General features: G+C 67.9%; 12 protein-coding genes. 7 read left to right on the top strand and 5 right to left on the bottom strand.

The window, feature by feature from the left end:
- Positions 1-121 precede the first annotated feature (121 nt).
- Positions 122-655, top strand: coding sequence for an invasion associated locus B family protein (locus DQG15_RS04730; RefSeq protein WP_157968891.1), 534 nt, complete (start codon positions 122-124; stop codon positions 653-655).
- A gap of 96 nt (positions 656-751) precedes the next feature.
- On the top strand, positions 752-1,510 hold the full coding sequence (locus tag DQG15_RS04725) for an NAD kinase (RefSeq protein WP_116083146.1): 759 nt from the start codon (positions 752-754) through the stop codon (positions 1,508-1,510).
- 33 nt (positions 1,511-1,543) lie between these two features.
- Here the strand turns inward: DQG15_RS04725 and DQG15_RS04720 are convergent, their stop codons facing one another.
- The 3 genes from DQG15_RS04720 to DQG15_RS04710 form a co-directional block, all read right to left on the bottom strand.
- Positions 1,544-3,136 (bottom strand): sigma-54 dependent transcriptional regulator, encoded by a 1,593-nt coding sequence (locus tag DQG15_RS04720; RefSeq protein ID WP_116083144.1) that lies wholly within the window; start codon positions 3,134-3,136, stop codon positions 1,544-1,546.
- A gap of 165 nt (positions 3,137-3,301) precedes the next feature.
- Positions 3,302-5,212 (bottom strand): AMP-binding protein, encoded by a 1,911-nt coding sequence (locus tag DQG15_RS04715; RefSeq protein WP_116083142.1) that lies wholly within the window; start codon positions 5,210-5,212, stop codon positions 3,302-3,304.
- Between the two features lie 348 nt (positions 5,213-5,560).
- Positions 5,561-6,358 carry an SDR family NAD(P)-dependent oxidoreductase gene (locus tag DQG15_RS04710; protein ID WP_116083141.1) on the bottom strand — a complete coding sequence of 266 codons (798 nt, stop codon included), beginning with the start codon at positions 6,356-6,358 and terminating at the stop codon, positions 5,561-5,563.
- A gap of 209 nt (positions 6,359-6,567) precedes the next feature.
- Here DQG15_RS04710 and treZ point away from each other — a divergent pair, with 209 nt between their 5' ends.
- From treZ to DQG15_RS04685, 5 genes are all read left to right on the top strand, one after another.
- Positions 6,568-8,337 carry a malto-oligosyltrehalose trehalohydrolase gene (gene treZ, locus DQG15_RS04705; RefSeq protein ID WP_116083139.1) on the top strand — a complete coding sequence of 590 codons (1,770 nt, stop codon included), beginning with the start codon at positions 6,568-6,570 and terminating at the stop codon, positions 8,335-8,337.
- Positions 8,334-10,625 (top strand): malto-oligosyltrehalose synthase, encoded by a 2,292-nt coding sequence (gene treY / locus DQG15_RS04700; protein WP_116083138.1) that lies wholly within the window; start codon positions 8,334-8,336, stop codon positions 10,623-10,625. The genes treZ and treY overlap by 4 nt, the downstream gene beginning before the upstream one ends.
- Before the next feature lie 97 nt (positions 10,626-10,722).
- Positions 10,723-11,985: a sugar phosphate nucleotidyltransferase gene (locus DQG15_RS04695; protein WP_116083136.1), complete on the top strand. Its 1,263-nt coding sequence runs from the start codon at positions 10,723-10,725 to the stop codon at positions 11,983-11,985.
- Positions 11,986-12,089: 104 nt separating this feature from the next.
- Complete coding sequence (locus DQG15_RS04690) at positions 12,090-12,500, top strand: PaaI family thioesterase (RefSeq protein WP_157968890.1); 411 nt, start codon at positions 12,090-12,092, stop codon at positions 12,498-12,500.
- A gap of 68 nt (positions 12,501-12,568) precedes the next feature.
- The gene (locus DQG15_RS04685) at positions 12,569-13,891 is read left to right on the top strand and encodes a cytochrome-c peroxidase (RefSeq protein WP_116083132.1); all 1,323 of its coding nucleotides are present in this window, start codon (positions 12,569-12,571) and stop codon (positions 13,889-13,891) included.
- A gap of 70 nt (positions 13,892-13,961) precedes the next feature.
- Here the strand turns inward: DQG15_RS04685 and DQG15_RS04680 are convergent, their stop codons facing one another.
- Complete coding sequence (locus DQG15_RS04680; protein ID WP_116083130.1) at positions 13,962-15,500, bottom strand: CRTAC1 family protein; 1,539 nt, start codon at positions 15,498-15,500, stop codon at positions 13,962-13,964.
- A complete protein-coding gene (locus tag DQG15_RS04675; protein WP_116083128.1) occupies positions 15,497-16,750 on the bottom strand; it encodes an ROK family transcriptional regulator in 1,254 nt (417 codons plus the stop codon). The genes DQG15_RS04680 and DQG15_RS04675 overlap by 4 nt, the downstream gene beginning before the upstream one ends.
- Positions 16,751-16,840: the final 90 nt, after the last annotated feature.

Below are 16,840 nucleotides of genomic sequence, written 5' to 3'. Positions count from 1 at the left end.
GTCGCGCACGCTTTGTATAGCTCCGATGTGGCGGGCGGGCGTGACAGCCTGCGCGCGTGGACAAGGCAAGCCCGCTTGTTATAGGGCTGAGGGTAAGAAGATGACCCCGAGGAGGCCTCTCATGTTCCGCGTCCCACGTCGCCTTGCCGCCCTCGGCGCGGTGTTTCTCGTCGCCGGCGCCGCCGCTCTTCCGGCTCAGGAAGCGGCCGGCGATGGCCCGCTTTCCGCGGGTGACGAAGTCGGCCGGTGGCGCGTCGAATGCCCCGAGGGGCAGGCGCAGTGCATGCTCTCGCAGACGCTGACGCGGCGGGAGGGCGGCGCCCTCGTGGTCAAGTTCCTCGTCTTCCCCGAGCCCGGGACTGATACCTATTTCTTCGCCGCCCAGGTGCCGGAAGGCGCGTATCTTCCGACGGATTTCTCCATCGGCGGCGCCGAGGACGACGCGCGCATTCCGCTGACATGGCAGACCTGCCGCGGCGGGCGGTGCGAAGCGCTGATCCGGCTCGAGGCCGAAGCGCCGAGCCGCCTGGAGGAAACGGACCAGATCGGCGCCTACCGGCCCGGCCTCGGCGCCGAGCCGGTCGTCTTCGAGTTCGAGACGGAAGGGCTCGCCGATGGTCTGTCCCGCCTGCCGGAGGCGCCTGCGGCCGAGTGAGGCGGTTCTTCGTGGCCGGTCCCTCTTGTCGTCGCATCCGGTGCGGGCAAAGACTGACCCCGAACCGGAGCAGCACGTGACCGGGAGACACGACGCGTGATCAGGATCGCCTTTCTCGCCAGCCCGGCCGCCCAGGCGCAGGATGCCCACGAACGCCTCGTCGCGCGGCACGGCGACACGCCGCCCGAAGAGGCGCAGGTGATCGTCGCGCTCGGCGGCGACGGTTTCATGCTTCAGACGCTTCACGCCACACAGCATCTCGACGCGCCCGTCTACGGAATGAACTGCGGCACCATCGGCTTTCTGATGAACGAGTACAGCGAGGCCAACGTGGTCGAGCGCGTCGCCGCGGCCGAGGAGCAGGTCATCAACCCCCTCGTGATGGAAGCGACCTCCGCCGACGGATCACGCCATACCGGGCTTGCGATCAACGAAGTCTCCCTGCTCCGTGCCGGACCGCAGGCCGCGAAGCTGAAGATCTCGGTCGATGGGAAAGTCCGCCTGCCGGAGCTTGTCTGCGACGGGGCGCTGGTCTCCACCCCTGCGGGATCCACCGCGTACAACTACTCCGCTCACGGCCCGATCCTGCCCATCGGCGCGGACGTGCTGGCGCTCACGGCCGTCGCCGCGTTCCGGCCGAGGCGCTGGCGGGGGGCCCTGATCCCGAAGCGCTCCGAGGTGCGTATCGACGTGCTGGAAGCGCAGAAGCGACCCGTCATGGCCGATGCGGACAGCCGGTCGGTGGAGGATGTGGTGACGGTTCTCGTGCGCTCGGAGCCGGAGGTGCGGCACCGGATCCTCTTCGATCCCGGTCACGGTCTCGACGAGCGTCTGATCCGCGAGCAGTTCGTCTGAGATGCGAGGGGCGCTGGTCCGGCGCTCCGCCTGTCAGGCCTCTCCGTTCCAGGCGGTGCGCTTGCGGTAGATCGTGGATGGCGCGAGGCCGAGTTCGCGCGCGGCGCGGGGGATCGAGCCGGAGTTGCGCCGGATCGTGGCCTCGATGATCAGCTCCTCGACCTCCGCCCAGGATCGCCCGGCCAGTAGTTCCAGCGCATGGACGAGGGCGTCGCTCTCCATCTCCGCGATGGGATCGGCCGGTGCATCGCTTCGGTCACGTTCGAGCAGACCGAACACGTCGATCCCGGTATCCTGGAGAAGCGTCTTCGGATGTCCGTCCGCAACAAGGGGCGCGCGTCCGTCGATCGGGTGTCCCCCGTTGCCGGCCACGCCGTCGTGTTGCACAGGGCCCTCGTCACGGGACGAATCGTCCGTCGGCTCATGCCCGTTCAGGCCGGGATCCGGATCGGACCCTTCTTCCGGAGGAGGCGACGGCGAGTCGGCAAATGAGCCGAGCGCGTTCACGTCGATCTCGTTCCCGGACCCCAGGACGACGGCATTGCGCAGAACGTTCTTCAGTTCCCGGACATTGCCCGGCCAGGAATGCTCCCGCAAAGCGGCCTCGGCGTCCTGCGTGAAGCCGAAAATGGTGCGGCCCTCCTCGGCGGCGATCTCGGCGACCACGTTGTGGGCGATCTCGATCACGTCGTCAGCCCGCTCGCGGAGGGGAGGCAGGAAGATCGGCAGGACATGCAGACGGTAGAACAGATCATTGCGCAGTCTGCCCTCGCGCATTTCCTGCACGGGGTCGCGGTTCGTGCTCGACACGATGCGCACGTCCACCTCGCGCGCGTCGGACGATCCGATCGGCCGGATCTGCATCGTCTCGAGAAAGCGCAGGAGCTTGCCCTGCATCTGGAGATCCAGCTCGCAGACCTCGTCGAGAAAGAGCGTGCCGCCATCGGCCCGTTCGGCGGCGCCGGTGGTGTCCGACAGGGCGCCGGCAAAGGAGTCCTTCAGGTACCCGAAGATCTCGGGCCCGAGCATGTTGGGCCGGATCGACGCGCAGCTGACGGTCACGAAGGGCGCGTCCGCCCGGCGGGACAGGGCATGGATCGCCTTGGCGCTGAGCTCCTTGCCGGTGCCGCTCTCCCCGATGAGAAAGATCGGCGCCATGGATCGGGCCGCGGCACTGAGGCGGCGCTGCAGAAGCTGCATTTCGGGCGAGGCACCGACCATCGTTGAACGGGCCTCGGAGAACACGTCCCGGGATGCGTCCGCCCCGCCGGTGCGCAGCGCATCCGCGACGATGCCGGCGAGACGGGGCGGCTGGACCGGCCGCACCATGAATTCATACGCGCCCTGCCGCAGGGCACTGATCGCGAGGGCAACCCTACTCGGCGTCGTGATGGCGATGACGGGAAGGCCCTCGTGCATCTCGAGCAGCTCACGCCACTTCTCCTCGCCGTCCTCTTCCGCAAAGGGCAGCTCGACGATCGCAAGTCCCGGGCGCCGGGCACGCGCGGCGGCAAGCGCACCGCTCACGTCACGCACCGCCGTCACCTCGTACCCATCCTCGGCCAGCATAGCATCCAGATGCTGCCGGTCGGGACCCGAGCGCTCGAGAATCAGGATCTCGACCATCTGCGCCTCCCGGTCTGGAGTGGAAGGGCGGGCAGGATTTGCGACGGTCTGGTCATCGCCCTTTCTGGCGCGAGATCGCGCTGCACCGGCATGATATATGTCTGTTCGGGAAAGGCGGCACGTCGCCAAATCCTGGAATCGTTCGGCGTGAGTATCTGCCGAAAATTAACAAATGTCTGTCCCCTCTATGCGCGATTGCGCAGTTCGCAGGATTTTGCCGATATCTTCGAGTATTTCTGGGTCATCAACCGTGGGAGGAACCCGAACGGGGCCGCCATTGGCGAGTTCCTGCAGGGTCTTGCGTAAAATCTTGCCCGATCGCGTTTTCGGCAGGCGGTTCACGACGAGCGCGGCACTAAGGCCGGCGACCGGACCGATCCGGTTGCGCACCATATCGGCGGCCTCCCGGCAGATGTCCTCCGAAGGGCGCGCCGTGCCGTGGTTGAGACACAGAAACCCGAGCGGAACCTGCCCCTTGACCGCGTCGTCGATACCGATCACGGCACATTCGGCGACGTCGGGATGGTCCGCGAGAACCTCCTCCATCGCGCCGGTGGACAGGCGGTGCCCGGCCACGTTGATGACGTCGTCGGTGCGGGACATGATCCAGAGATATCCGTCCTCGTCCATCACGCCTGAATCGCCGCTGTCGTAGTAGCCGGGGAAGCGGGAGAGATAGGCGGACCGGAAGCGGTCTTCGGCCTGCCAGAGCGTCGGCAGGCATCCGGGCGGCAGGGGCAGGCGGATCGCCACAGCGCCGAGGGTGCCCGGCGGAAGGGGGCTGCCGTCGTCGCCGAGGATGGCGATGTCGTAGCCCGGCATCGGAACGGATGGCGAGCCGATCTTGATGGGGAGCTGTTCAAGCCCGACGGAATTGGCGGCGATGGCCGCGCCCGTCTCCGTCTGCCACCAGTGGTCGATGACCGGAACGCCCAGCATCCGCGCCGCCCACTCCACCGTATCGGGGTCCGCGCGTTCTCCGGCGAGGAACAGCGTGCGGAGGCTCGAAAGGTCGTAGCCCGACGCCAGCTTGCCTTCGGGATCCTCCCGCTTGATGGCCCTGAGGGCCGTGGGCGCGGTGAAGAAGATCGACACGCCGTGCTCCGCGATCACTCTCCAGTAGGTCCCGGCATCGGGTGTCCCCACGGGTTTTCCCTCGAAGAGAACCGTGGTGCATCCGCGGATCAGGGGACCGTAGCAGATATAGCTGTGCCCGACGACCCAGCCGACATCGGAGGCCGCCCAGTAGACCTCTCCCGGCGCGGCGCCGTAGACATGTTCCATGGTCCAGGCGAGCGAGACGAGATGCCCGCCCGTCGGCCGCACGACGCCCTTGGGCGCGCCGGTCGTGCCGGATGTGTAGAGAATGTAGGCGGGGTGGTCGCCCGCGACGGGAACGCACTCCGCCGGTTCGGCGGCCGCGCAGATCTCGCGATAATCGAGGTCCCGCCCGTCCATCAGTTCCGCCTGCAACTCGGGGCGCTGGAGGATGACGCAGAAATCGGGCGCGTGCGCCGCCTCATCGAGGGCTGCGTCGAGCATGGGCTTGTAGGGAACAACGCGGCTGGGTTCGATCCCGCAGGAGCCGGCTATGATCGCCCTTGGGCGCGCGTCGTCGATGCGGATGGCCAGCTCGTGCGCGGCAAAGCCGCCGAACACCACCGAGTGGACCGCGCCAAGACGGGCGCAGGCCAGCATCGCCTCGAGCGCCTCGGGAACCATCGGCATGTAGATCACGACGCGGTCGCCGGCCACAACGCCTCGGGCCTTCAGCGCGCCGGCGAGGGCGGCGACGCGATCCTGCAGTTCGCGGTAGGTGATTTTCGCGGTCCGGCCCGTGACGGGGCTGTCATGGATGATGGCGATCCGCTCGCCGTGTCCCGCCGCGACATGCCGGTCCACCGCGTTCCAGCATCCGTTGATCCGTCCGCTGGCGAACCAGCTGCCCACGGAAGACCGGCCGTCGTCGAAAGCACGGTCCGGACCCACGTCCCAGTCCACCGCCCGTGCAGCTTCTAGCCAGAAATCGTCCGGAGCCCGGCGCCACTGCGCCATGGCCGATGCGTATGCGCCCATCTGTTCCCCAACTGATTGGATCGCACTAACGTCCGTACGGCGTCGTGAGCTTTTGATCAAGAAGTTTACCCGGCGGAATGTCGCCGACCTCATGATACCGCGCAGGCGGACGTCGCATTCTGCCCGAGGCGGCGTTTTTCTCTCAGACCGCCTGAGGCGAAGCGGCTTTCCTGGGCTCACCGGCGACGCTCATGCCGCCGCGCAATCATGGATCGTGACATGGCCGACAAGAAAGCAAAGCCCGCCAAGCAGGACGGTGCCAAGCCGTCGAAGAAGTAATCTCTGAAGGCTCCGGGCCGGCTCGTGCGATGGCGCGCGCCGGCCCGGGTTCCGGGCGGAGGGCGGCCCCTAGATGTTCATCGCGCCGACGGAGCCGCCGTCCACGCGGTAGGCGGAGCCGGCTGTGAAGCTGGCCCGTGCCGAGCACAGCAGCGCGATCACGGGGGCGACCTCCTCGACCTTGCCGCGGCGGCCGATCTTCAGGAACGGACGCTCCTCCTTGAGGAAGCTCTCGATGGCCTCATCCCGCGACACGCCGAGCTTCTCGGCTCGCTTCTCCATCATGCCGTCCGTCATCGGCGTTTCGATGAAGGCCGGGGAGACGGCATTGAACAGGACGCCTTTCTCCGAGTAGGGCAGCGACACGCATTTCGTGAAGTTGAGAAGCGCCGCCTTCGCCGCATTGTAGACCGCCTCGTCGGGGTAGGGCTGCACGGCGTTCTCGGACGTCACGAAGACGACCCGGCCCCAGCCCTTTTCGACCATGTGCGGCACGATCTTCCGGCTGAGGCGCACGGCGGACATGAAGTCGATCTGCCAGGCCTCTTCGTAATCCTCATCGGTCATCTCGAGCGGATCGCCCTTGGCGCCGGTGATCCCTGCGCCGTGGACGAGGATATCAGCGCCGCCGCGCTCCTTCACGTGGGCCGCGAGATCGTCGAAGCCGTCCTTTGCGGTGAGGTCGGCGGCGCAGCCCGTGACGCGATCGTCGCCGAGTTCCTTCACCGCGTCGTCCACGTCGGACTGCTTGAGATCGGACAGGATGATGTTCGCGCCTTCGCCCAGAAGGACGCGGGCGACCTCCCGTCCCATTCCGCCGCTGCCGCCGGTGATGAGGGCGGTCTTGCCCTTGATGCCGAGATCCATGATCGTCTCCTGAAATGGTGTCGTGCTGCGCGCCGATCCGGGCGCATCCGAGCGGAAGACCCGCGAGGCGCGGCATTGTTCCGGCCCGTGTCGCATCAGCCGCAGCGCAGGCTTTGCGCGATCCGGCGTGGAACAGAGCTCCCGTCGGCGTGTTTCGGCTCGGCATGTCCACGCGCTGCGCCGTCTTCAGACCACTGAAAGCCCCCGTCATGAGCCAGCAAACTCCCGCGACCCATCATTTCGAGCGCCGCTGGGGCACCGAGCCCGCCGGGGACGGCCTGTGGCGCGCGCGGCTCTGGGCGCCGCAGGCCGAGAAGGTGGAACTCATCCTCACGGAGGGCGAGACGCGCCACGCCATGGAACGGGGCGAGGGCGGATGGTGGGAGGCCGAATTTCCGGCCGAGGCCGGCTCGGCCTACATGTTCGAGGTGGACGGGCTCCGCGCTCCCGATCCTGCCTCCCGGCAGCAATCCGGGGACGTCCATTCCCCCTCGATCCTGCACGATCCGCGCGGATACGAGTGGCGGACGGAGTGGGAGGGCCGCGCCTGGGAAGAGGCGGTGATCTACGAATTCCACGTCGGCGCCTTCACCGAGGAAGGCACGTTCGCCGCTGCCGCACGCGAGTTGCCGAAGCTGGAGCGCTTGGGGATCACCGCCGTCGAAATCATGCCGGTGGGCCAGTTCCCGGGAACGTTCGGCTGGGGATACGACGGCGTTCTGAGCTATGCGCCGCATAATGCCTATGGCACGCCGGAGGACTTCAAGCGCTTCGTGGAAGCCGCCCAGGGCATGGGGCTGATGGTGCTTCTCGACGTGGTGTATAATCATTTCGGGCCGGACGGCGCCTATATCCACGCCCTCGCTCCCGGCTTCTTCGACAAGGACCGGCAGACGCCGTGGGGCGACGCGATCGATTACAGCGAGTCCGCCGTGCGCAGTTACTTCATCGAAAACGCGCTGTACTGGCTGACCGAGTTCCGCCTCGACGGACTCCGCCTCGACGCGACGGACCAGATCCGCGATCCCGGCAGCGATCCCGAACTGATGGTCGAGCTGGCCGAGGAAGTGCGCAAGCGCGATTGGGGCCGCCCGATCCATCTCACCACCGAGGACAACCGGAACATCACCCGGCTGCACGAGCCCGAGGCGAACCTCTATACCGGGGAATGGAACGACGACTGGCACCATGCCATCCACACGCTCCTGACGGGGGAGAGCGAGGACTATTATGCGACCTACGCCGTCGCGCCCCTCGATGACCTCGTGATCGCGCTGAAGGACGGATACGTCGAGCAGGGACAGGCGCGGGAGCAGGCGCCCGCGGGACCGCCGAGGGGCGAGCCGTCGGCACATCTGCCGTGGAGCACTTTCGTCAATTTCAACCAGAACCACGATCAGACCGGTAACCGCGCGCGCGGCGAGCGGCTCCTTGAGCTGGCGGATGATCCCCGCGCGGTGGAGATCGCGCATTGCCTGCTGTGCCTCTCCCCTTTCACGCCGATGTTGTGGATGGGCGAGGAGGCAGGGGAGCGCGCGCCGTGGCTCTTCTTCGCCGACTTCACCGGCGACCTGGCCGAGGGGACGCGGAAGGGCCGTCAGGCGGAGTTCGCCAACTTCTCCGGCTTCACCGGACAGGTCCCCGATCCCTGCAGCCGCGAGACCTTCGAGGCCAGCCGTCCGTTCCGGGGCGATCCCGCCGAGCAGGATCGGTGGCGCGGCCTGACGAAGGAGCTCTTGCGCCTGCGCGCCGACGTCATCGTGCCCTTGTCGCGATCCGGCCGGTCGGGGAGCGCCTCCGCCTCGCGGACCGGCCCCCGGTCGGTTGCCGCGGAATGGCCGTTCCGGGACGGTACGCTTCGCGTCGCTGGCAGTTTCGGTACTCCACCAGACCGCGCCCCGACCTTCGATCCCGACTTCGCCCGCGGTGACATCGCCGCGGATCCCTATGCCTTTGCCATGAGCGTGAACCCAAAATGAGAGATCTGTCCGCCACCTACCGTGTCCAGCTTCGGGAGGGTGTCGATTTCGACCGTGTGCGGGACCTCATCCCCTACTTCACCGACCTCGGCATCTCGGACATCTATCTTTCGCCCATCTTCGCGGCGGGATCGGGGTCCACGCACGGCTACGACGTGATCGACCCGTCTCAGATCGAACCGGACCTCGGGGGGCGGGAGGGGTTCTCCCGCCTCGCCGCCGCCGCGAAGGAGGCGGGTCTCGGCGTCATCATCGACATCGTCCCCAACCATACCGCCTTCAGTCTGGAGAACCCGTGGCTGAGGGATGTTCTGCGTCACGGACAGGACAGCCGCTACGCGCCGCATTTCGACATCAACTGGGACTACAAACTCGTCCTGCCGTTCCTGCCCGCGCCGTTCGAGAAGATGCTTCGCGAGGGACAGTTGTCGGTGGATCGCCGGGAGGATGGACCGGTCTTCTGCGCCGGAGGCCTCGACGTGCCGATGGCCCCCGGAACGGAGCCCGAAGGCGATGATGCCGACGCGCTGAGGGAGGCACATGGCAAGCAGCCCTGGCGTCTCACGCATTGGGAGTTCGAGCGGGACGGCGTGACCCATCGCCGCTTCTTCCAGATCACCGGCCTCGTCGGAATGCGGGTGGAGGACAGCCAGGTCTTCGAGGACACCCACGCGCTGGTGCTCGATCTCGTGAAGGCGGGCGAGGTCACCGGTCTTCGCATCGACCATATCGACGGCCTGGCGGATCCGGCCGCCTATCTCGATCGCCTGCGCGAACGGATCGGTCCCGACGTGCCGGTCTGGGTGGAGAAGATCCTTGTCGGCGAGGAGCCGCTTCCGGACTGGCCCATCGAAGGGACGACCGGGTACGAGGCCGGCCGCGCCATCGCCCGGGTCCTGACCGAGGCCGAAGGCATCGCGAAGCTGGACGAAGCCTGGCGGGACCGTTCAGGCCGTGAGGAGGAATTCGGCGAGGTGCTCGACGCCTCCAAGCGTGAGGTGCTCACCGAGGAACTGGCGGCGGAACTGCGCCAGCTCATCGATCTCGCCCGTCCCGCGGTTTTCGCGACCGGCGAGGCCGAGCCGGGGGATGAGGCCCTGCGTCAGGCGATCCGGGAGCTTCTGGTCCGGTTCCCCCGCTATCGGACCTACTACGCGGGCAACGAGGGCCGGGACGGCGATGACGAGATCATGGATGCCGTGGCCGAGGCTTCCGCTGCGGTGATCCGCTCGGAAACGATCGTGCGCGAACTTGCCCGCATGATCCGCGCCGCTGCGACCCCGGCCGAGGAGCGCTTCCGCGTGCGGTTCCAGCAGGTAACGGGCGCGCTTCTCGCGAAGGGGCAGGAGGATACGGCCGGCTTCCGCTTCAACCGCTATCTCGCGGCCAACGAGGTCGGCGCGGAGCCGGATGAGCCGGAGATGAGCATCGAGGCGTTCGCGGGCTACATGGGAGGCCGGATGGAGGCGCAGCCCAAAGGACTGACGCTGACCTCGTCCCACGATACCAAACGCAGCGAGGACGCGCGGATGCGCCTCGTCGCTATGTCCCGCGACGCGGACGCCTTCATTTCCCTCTTCGACGCCAGCGCCTTCATCCCCGGCCATGACGAGGTCGATCCGAACCTGCGTTGGTACGTCGTGCAGGCGTTCCTCGCCATCTGGGAGCCGCACCGGGAGGACATTCCGGACCGTCTCGTCGCCCATGTCGAGAAGGCCATCCGGGAGGCCAAGGAGATCACCACATGGGCCTTCCCGGACGAGGAGGCCGAGGGCAAGGCGCTGGGGTTCACCCGTACCCTTGCCGAGCGCTGGAGCGGCCAGGTCCCGCCGCCGGCAATGCGCCTGATGCAGAGCGGCGAGCGGCTGTCGCTGGCGCAGGTCGCGCTCAAGGCGGCGATGCCCGGCATTCCCGACATTTACCAAGGGTGCGAGGGCGCGAGCTTCGCCCTGACCGATCCCGACAACCGTCAGCCGGTCGACTGGGGCCACATGGCCGCGCTCGTGGACGAAGAGGGGTTCTCCGCCAGCAAGGCGAGGCTGACGCGGGTTCTCTTGCGCCTGCGGCGTGAGCGTCCCGGCCTCTTCGCCGGCGGCGCGTCCGATGCCGTTCAAACGGAGGCCGGCCTCATCGTCTGCCGGGAGGGGGAGGGGGCTCGCCTTTCGGTGGAAATCAACCTGTCCGGGCACCCATACGACGTCGGAGAGGAAACCGGCGGGGACCTGCTTTATCCGACGGATGAGCGGGATCGCGAAGGCTCCGTCACCGTTCGCCTTACGGTAGATTAAACCAATCTAGTTCTTGCCACATTCTGCGCTGCGGCGAGGGGAACAGGGGGCGTGGGGCGGCGTTCAGTTAGAAAATACTGGACAGAAAGTCGACCTCATGCCCCAAGTCACCGAGGCGCGCAGAGGCGCGCCAGTTGCCCCTCCAGATCCCATCCAAGATACGTTCGCCGTTTTGCTCGCAGGAGGGCGGGGTACGCGCCTCCATGAGCTGACGGACGACGAGTGCAAGCCCGCGCTGTGGTTTGCAGGGCGCCACCGCATCTGCGATTTCGCCATGGCAAACGTGGTGAAGGCCGGGATCGGGCGAATGATCGTGGCCACGCAGTATCGTCCCGCCACGCTGACGGAACACATGGCAAGCAGGTGGTCGCGCGCGTTCACCGGACCCGGTCGGGGTCTGGAGATCAGGGACGGCGCATCGGCAGGCTCTACGGGGTATGCCGGCACGGCCGATGCCGTCACCCGCAACATCGACGTCATAGACAGGGCGGCGCCGAAGCACGTTCTCGTTTTGGCGGCAGACCACGTCTACGAGATCGATTATGCGCAGATGCTTGCCCAGCACGTCGCGTCCGGCGCGCCTGTCACCGTCGCGATGGACGTGGTGCCCCGCAAGGTCGCGAGCGGCTTCGGCGTGGCGGACACGGATGCCGGCGGCCGCGTGACCCGCTTTCACGAGAAGCCCTCCGACCCGCCGGGCCTTCCCGATGATCCGACGCGCTCGCTCGCCAGCATGGGGATTTACGTCTTCACCTGGAGCTGGTTGCGGGAGCGGCTGATCGCGGATGCCGAGGACCAGGGTTCGAGCCACGATTTCGGCCATGACATCCTTCCGACAGCCGTCGCCGAGGGGGGCGTCCATGCCTATCGTCTCACCGCGACGGGGACCCGGAAGGCCGCCTACTGGCGGGACGTCGGTACGCTCGACGCCTACCGCACGGCCCAGATGGACTTCGTCCGCGGAACGACGCCGTGCGACCTGCCGCTGTCGGGCCGGATCGAGACCGCGCGGGACCGGATCGAGCGGATCGGTGGCGCGGCTCAGGTGCATCGCGCCCTGGCCGGATTCGGCGAAGGTCTGGCCGGCAGCATCGAGGAGAGCGTGGTCCTTCCGGGCGCATTCGTCTCGCCACTTGCGCGGATCCGCCGGGCCATCGTCGCCAGCGGCGCCCGCATCTCCTCGGGCGTGACCATCGGGGAAGATCCCGCCGAGGACGCGACGTGGTTCCGCCGTACGCCCGGCGGCACGGTTCTCGTGACCGCCGCGATGCTGGCGCGCCGGGAGTCCGAGCGGCGCAGTCTCCATCCGGTCGCGGCTCATCGTGCGCGGTCCGTGGACGTCGGCCTACGCAGGATCTGACGTCCTCGCACTCTCCTCGACGGCCGCGCACGGAGACGTGCGCGGCCGTTCTGCACGCATTCAAGCCCTTGAACGCCCGGCCTTTCGGCCGCATGAGAGGGGTCATGAGCGCGCGAGAAACACCCATGGGCAAGGGGTTCGGTCCCGGACCGTTTCAGAGGCTGATCGGCCTTGAGCCGCCCGTGATCGCAGAGGGGCGGGCGACGATCCGCCTCGTCCTCGGCCCCGACCACATGAACCGCCAGGACAGGCCGCATGGTGGCCTGATCTGCACGCTGCTCGACTGCGCCATGGGCGAGGCCGTATCTCACCGCGATGGCCGACCTCCCTTCCGCACTCTGACGCTGAACATGTCCACCAACTTCATCGCCGCAGCGAGGGGCGCCTCCATCACGGCCGAGGGCTGGCGCACGGGCGGCGGGCGAACGACCGTCTTTGCCGAGGCCGTCGTAAAGGACGAGGATGGCACGGTCCTTGCCACCGCCCAGGGGACATTCCGCGTGAAGGAGCAGTAGGACGCGCCTTGTCCCGCTCCCCGGCTCCGTGCATCAAAGAGCGACCTTTGGGAGGAGGCGGGATTTCGATGCATCTGCTGCGCGCGGCGTGTCTGGCCGCCTGTTTCGGGACGACCGCCCTCGCGGGGCCGGAGCTTCCGCCCCCCGTGACGGACGAGATGTTCGCCCCGGTGAACGAAGCGGAAGCGCGGCTCGGACAGCTGCTCTTCTACGATCCGATCTTGTCGGGCAATCGCAACATCTCCTGCGCGACGTGTCATCATCCGACGTTCGGCACCTCCGACGGGACCAGCCTCGCGCTCGGGGAGGGCGGTATCGGCCTTGGCCCTGAGCGCGTCGCCGACCCTGAGAACCTGCCCGAGGAGCGCGTCCCGCGAAATGCGCAAGCGCTCTGGAACCTCGGCGCCACCGAATTCACCGTCCTCTTCCATGACGGGCGGATCGAGGTGGACGAAAGTCGGCCCTCCGGTCTGCGCACGCCGCTGGAGGAGGAGATGGCGCAGGGCTTCGCGTCCCTTCTCTCTGCCCAGACCATGTTCCCCGTGCTCTCGCCGGACGAGATGGCGGGGCACTATTCCGAGAACGGGGTGTCCGAGGCCGTCCGGCAGGGCCGCCTGACCGGGGAAGACGGCGCGTGGGACAGGATTGCCGCGCGCGTGCGCGAGATCCCGGAGTACCAAGCGATGTTCGAGGCCGCGGACCCGGAGATCGCCGCCGGCCGCCCCATCGGCTTCACCGACATCTCGGACATGATCGCCGCCTTCGTCGCCTTCGAATGGCGCAGTGACGACAGCCCCTTCGACCGGCATCTGCGTGGCGAGGCAGAGCTCGATGGAGCGGCGGGGGCGGGATTGCAGCTCTTCTACGGGGAGGCAGGCTGCGCCTCCTGCCATTCCGGGCCGTTCCAGACGGACCATGACTTCCATGCGATGGGCGTGCCGCAATTCGGCCCGGGAAAGTCGGAACGGTTCGAGTTGCACAGCAGGGATCTCGGCCGGATGCGTGTGACCGGTGATCCGGAGGATGCCTATGCCTTTCGGACCCCGTCCCTGCGAAATGTCGAGTTGACCGCGCCTTACGGCCATACCGGCGCCTACCCGGACCTCGCTACCTTCGTTGCCGCCCACGCCGATCCCGCGACGGCGCTCGCCTCCTATGACAGGACGCTCGCGGCACTTCCGGATCTCTCCCACGCGTCCGACTGGGACGTTCTGGACAGTGCAGAGGAAACGGGGGCCATCGGCGCGGTCCTTTCCCCCGGAACCGTCCTCCCGGAGGACGAGGTCGCGGCGATCACCGCGTTTCTCGAAAGTCTCACGGGCGATGGTGCCTCCACGGGCCGGCTCGGAATCCCCGAGAGCGTGCCAAGCGGTCTGCCGGTCCAGCGATAGGCGCGATGGCGTCCCGATCCGGGCATGGTTCGGGGTCGTACGTGGGAGGGTAGGGCGCCCCGCGGGCCGGTCAGTGGATCGGCGTCAGCCGTATTCCTCCGGCTTCGTCGATGCGCTCGAGCGCGACTTCCCGCCCGGCCTCCACCGAAACCCAGGGCGATGTCGCTCCGTCCGGCCAGATGACGCGCGCTCTTGCGGTGTCCGCGTCGCCCAGACCGAAATGCGCCGGCCCTCGCGTGCCGCCGACATGACCGCCGCCGACCGTGATTTCGCGAAAGGCCGTCGGCGCCCCCTCGCGCTCGAGCTCGATCCAGGCCCCGACCGCGTCGGTATTGGGGGCGGGCTGGCGAGGCAGGAGGGCCACCCAGGCACCCGTCCTTTCCGTGTCGTTGCGCCAGAGCTCCATCGGGGCCCGGCGATTGACGACGACGAGGTCCAGCCGCCCGTCCCGGTTGAGGTCAGCGAGGGCGGCTCCGCGGGCGCGGTCGGTGGTGGCGATGCCCGCCTGCGCGGCGCGCTCCTCGAAGGTGCCGTCGGCCTTCTGCACGAGCAGGTTGTTGGGGTCCGCCATGGCATTCGACGGCATCTGGTCGACATTGCCCTTGGCGATGAAGAGATCGTCGCGCCCGTCATTGTCGACATCGCCGAACGCGGCGTGCCACCCGGTGGAGGGGCGCCCATCGTCGCCTTGGAACGGGCGCTGCGCGAAGGTGCCGATGGAATAGGGGGCGAGGGTGTAGCCGTCCTGCCCCGCGATCATCATCAGTTGATCCCCCATCGAGGTCAGCACGATCTCGGGGAGGCCGTCGCCGGTCAGATCGCGGCTCGCGATTCCCATGCCCCAGATCGAGGGGCCGTCCCAGCCATCCTCCGGGCCGAGGAACCGGCCCTCGCGAAGCGAATACATCTGCTCCGCTCCGCCGCGGACGTAGTAGTGCCTGTCATTGGACAGGCGCAGGTCCGCCGTTCCGTCCCGGTTCCAGTCGCTGAAGAGGATGGAGAGGGCGCAGAAGCCGGGGGAGAGGAGGGTCGGGGGGTCGTAAGTCTCCCCGTCCGGGCGGTGCAGCTCGTTCACGTCGCAGGCCTCGAAGGGACCGTCCGGGTCTTTGCGATCGACGTAGTTGCCGATCGCGATGGTCGGCAGGAGATTTCCCTCCTCCCACGTGAGGGAGGCGGCGGTGGACCATCGGTCTCCCCCCTCGAAACCGCGGCCCATCGGAGTGAAGGCGCAGTCCGGGCCTCCCTTGAGCAGGACGTTCCCGCCGGCGCGCAGGACGAGCAGGTCGCCGATCCCGTCGCCATCGATCTCGGCGGGGTAGATCCCGGTGACGCCGGTCAGGTCCGGAAAAACGCCGGGTTCGAACGCGAGGTCGGGATCCGCGAGGTTCCGGAACAGTCGGGAGGGGGAGGCGCCGCCGGCCGCGGCGATCTCCGGCCAGCCGTCGCCGTCGCAATCGAACACTGCGACGCCGCCGCCGACGAAATGCTCCCAGCCGCCGGAATACACATGCTCGGCGCCAAGCGCTCCCGAGCGATCGGTAAAGCGCGGATCGGCTTCAGCGGGCAGCGCGGCAAGACAGGCAAGGGCGCCCGCGAGACAGGGCCTCATGGAGCCCCCCGGCCGATGAGAGAAGCCGTCACCCGCTCGAGCGCGAGCGCCGCGCCGCCGCGCGCCCAGACGTGATCCCCCCAGGCGTTGATCTCGATCTTCGGCGCCTCGTTCAGCGTCCAGTCCCGCATCAGCGCCAGCACTTCCTCGGCATAGAGATAATCGTAGCGCATCCGGCTGCCGGACAGGATGATGAGCGAGGGGTCGAACAGGTTCGCCGTGTTCGCGAGGATGAGAGCGAGGTAGCGACCGGCGCGATGGAAGATCGCGCGGGCCGTCTCGTTGCCGGCGCGGGCCTGCTCGAAGAGTGCCTCCAGCGTCGCCTGCGTGCCGCCGAGGGGCGCCGAATGCGGGCGACGGAGCGCGAGACCGGCCTCGCGCACGAGGGCGTAGTCGGCAACGTAGGCTTCGGCGCAGCCGCGGGATCCGCAGCGGCAGAGCGCTCCGTCCATCTGCACCTTGGTGTGCCCCAGTTCCATGCCCTGGCCGCCGGCGCCGCGATGGAGGCGATGGTTCAGCACGAGGCCCATGCCGACGCCGTGCTCGATGGTGACGACGCAGAAGTCGGACATGGTGCGACCCGCCCCGAACCAGAGCTCGGCCATGGTGAGGAGATTCGCGTCGTTATCGACATGGACGGGCAGCCCGAGGCGCGCTTCGGCCAGTTCGCGCAAGGGCACGTCCCGCCGGTCGGATACAGGGGACCAGATGACCCGCCCACCAGCGTCGATCACGCCCGGCAGGCCGAGACCCACGGAGAGGATCTGCTCGCGGGCGAGGCCCGACTGGCCGAGAAGGTCGGCAAAGAGCGCCTCCGCCTCGTTCAGCCGCAGCTCCATGCTCTTTTGCGGATCGCGCAGCGGCAACATCGCATCGGCTACCGGCTCTCCCGCGAAATCGACGAGAACGGCGGTATGCACCTCGTCCGACAGTTTCATCCCGACAACGTACCCCGCCTCCGGCCGCACCCGGAGCGCGACGGGGGGGCGCCCCCGGCCGGACGGCGCCTCGGTGGCCTGTGTTTCCTCGAGGTACCCCTCCGCGATGAGGTCCGAGACGATCGGGGTGACGGTGCCGGGGCTGACATTCAGGGACTTCGCCATCTCCGCGCGGCTGATCTGACCGGCAGAGCGTACCGCCTCGAAGACCTGCTGTCGCAAGGGAGCGGCGGGCTCGGCGGCGACGGGCCAGATCGGACCGCAGCCCGGCGGCCGCTCCCGAATCTCGTCGATCGTCGCCCAGTCGGTCATTCCTTCGACGCTCCGCCCTAAATCGCTGCGATGCAGCGCAGGTTTCCAGTTCCGGCGCCCGATCGGTGCCCAATTCTAGAGCACTCGAGG

It is taken from the genome of Tropicimonas sp. IMCC34011 (assembly GCF_003390865.1).
Taxonomy (GTDB): domain Bacteria; phylum Pseudomonadota; class Alphaproteobacteria; order Rhodobacterales; family Rhodobacteraceae; genus Tropicimonas_B.
This window is presented reverse-complemented; position numbering and strand designations above follow the sequence as displayed.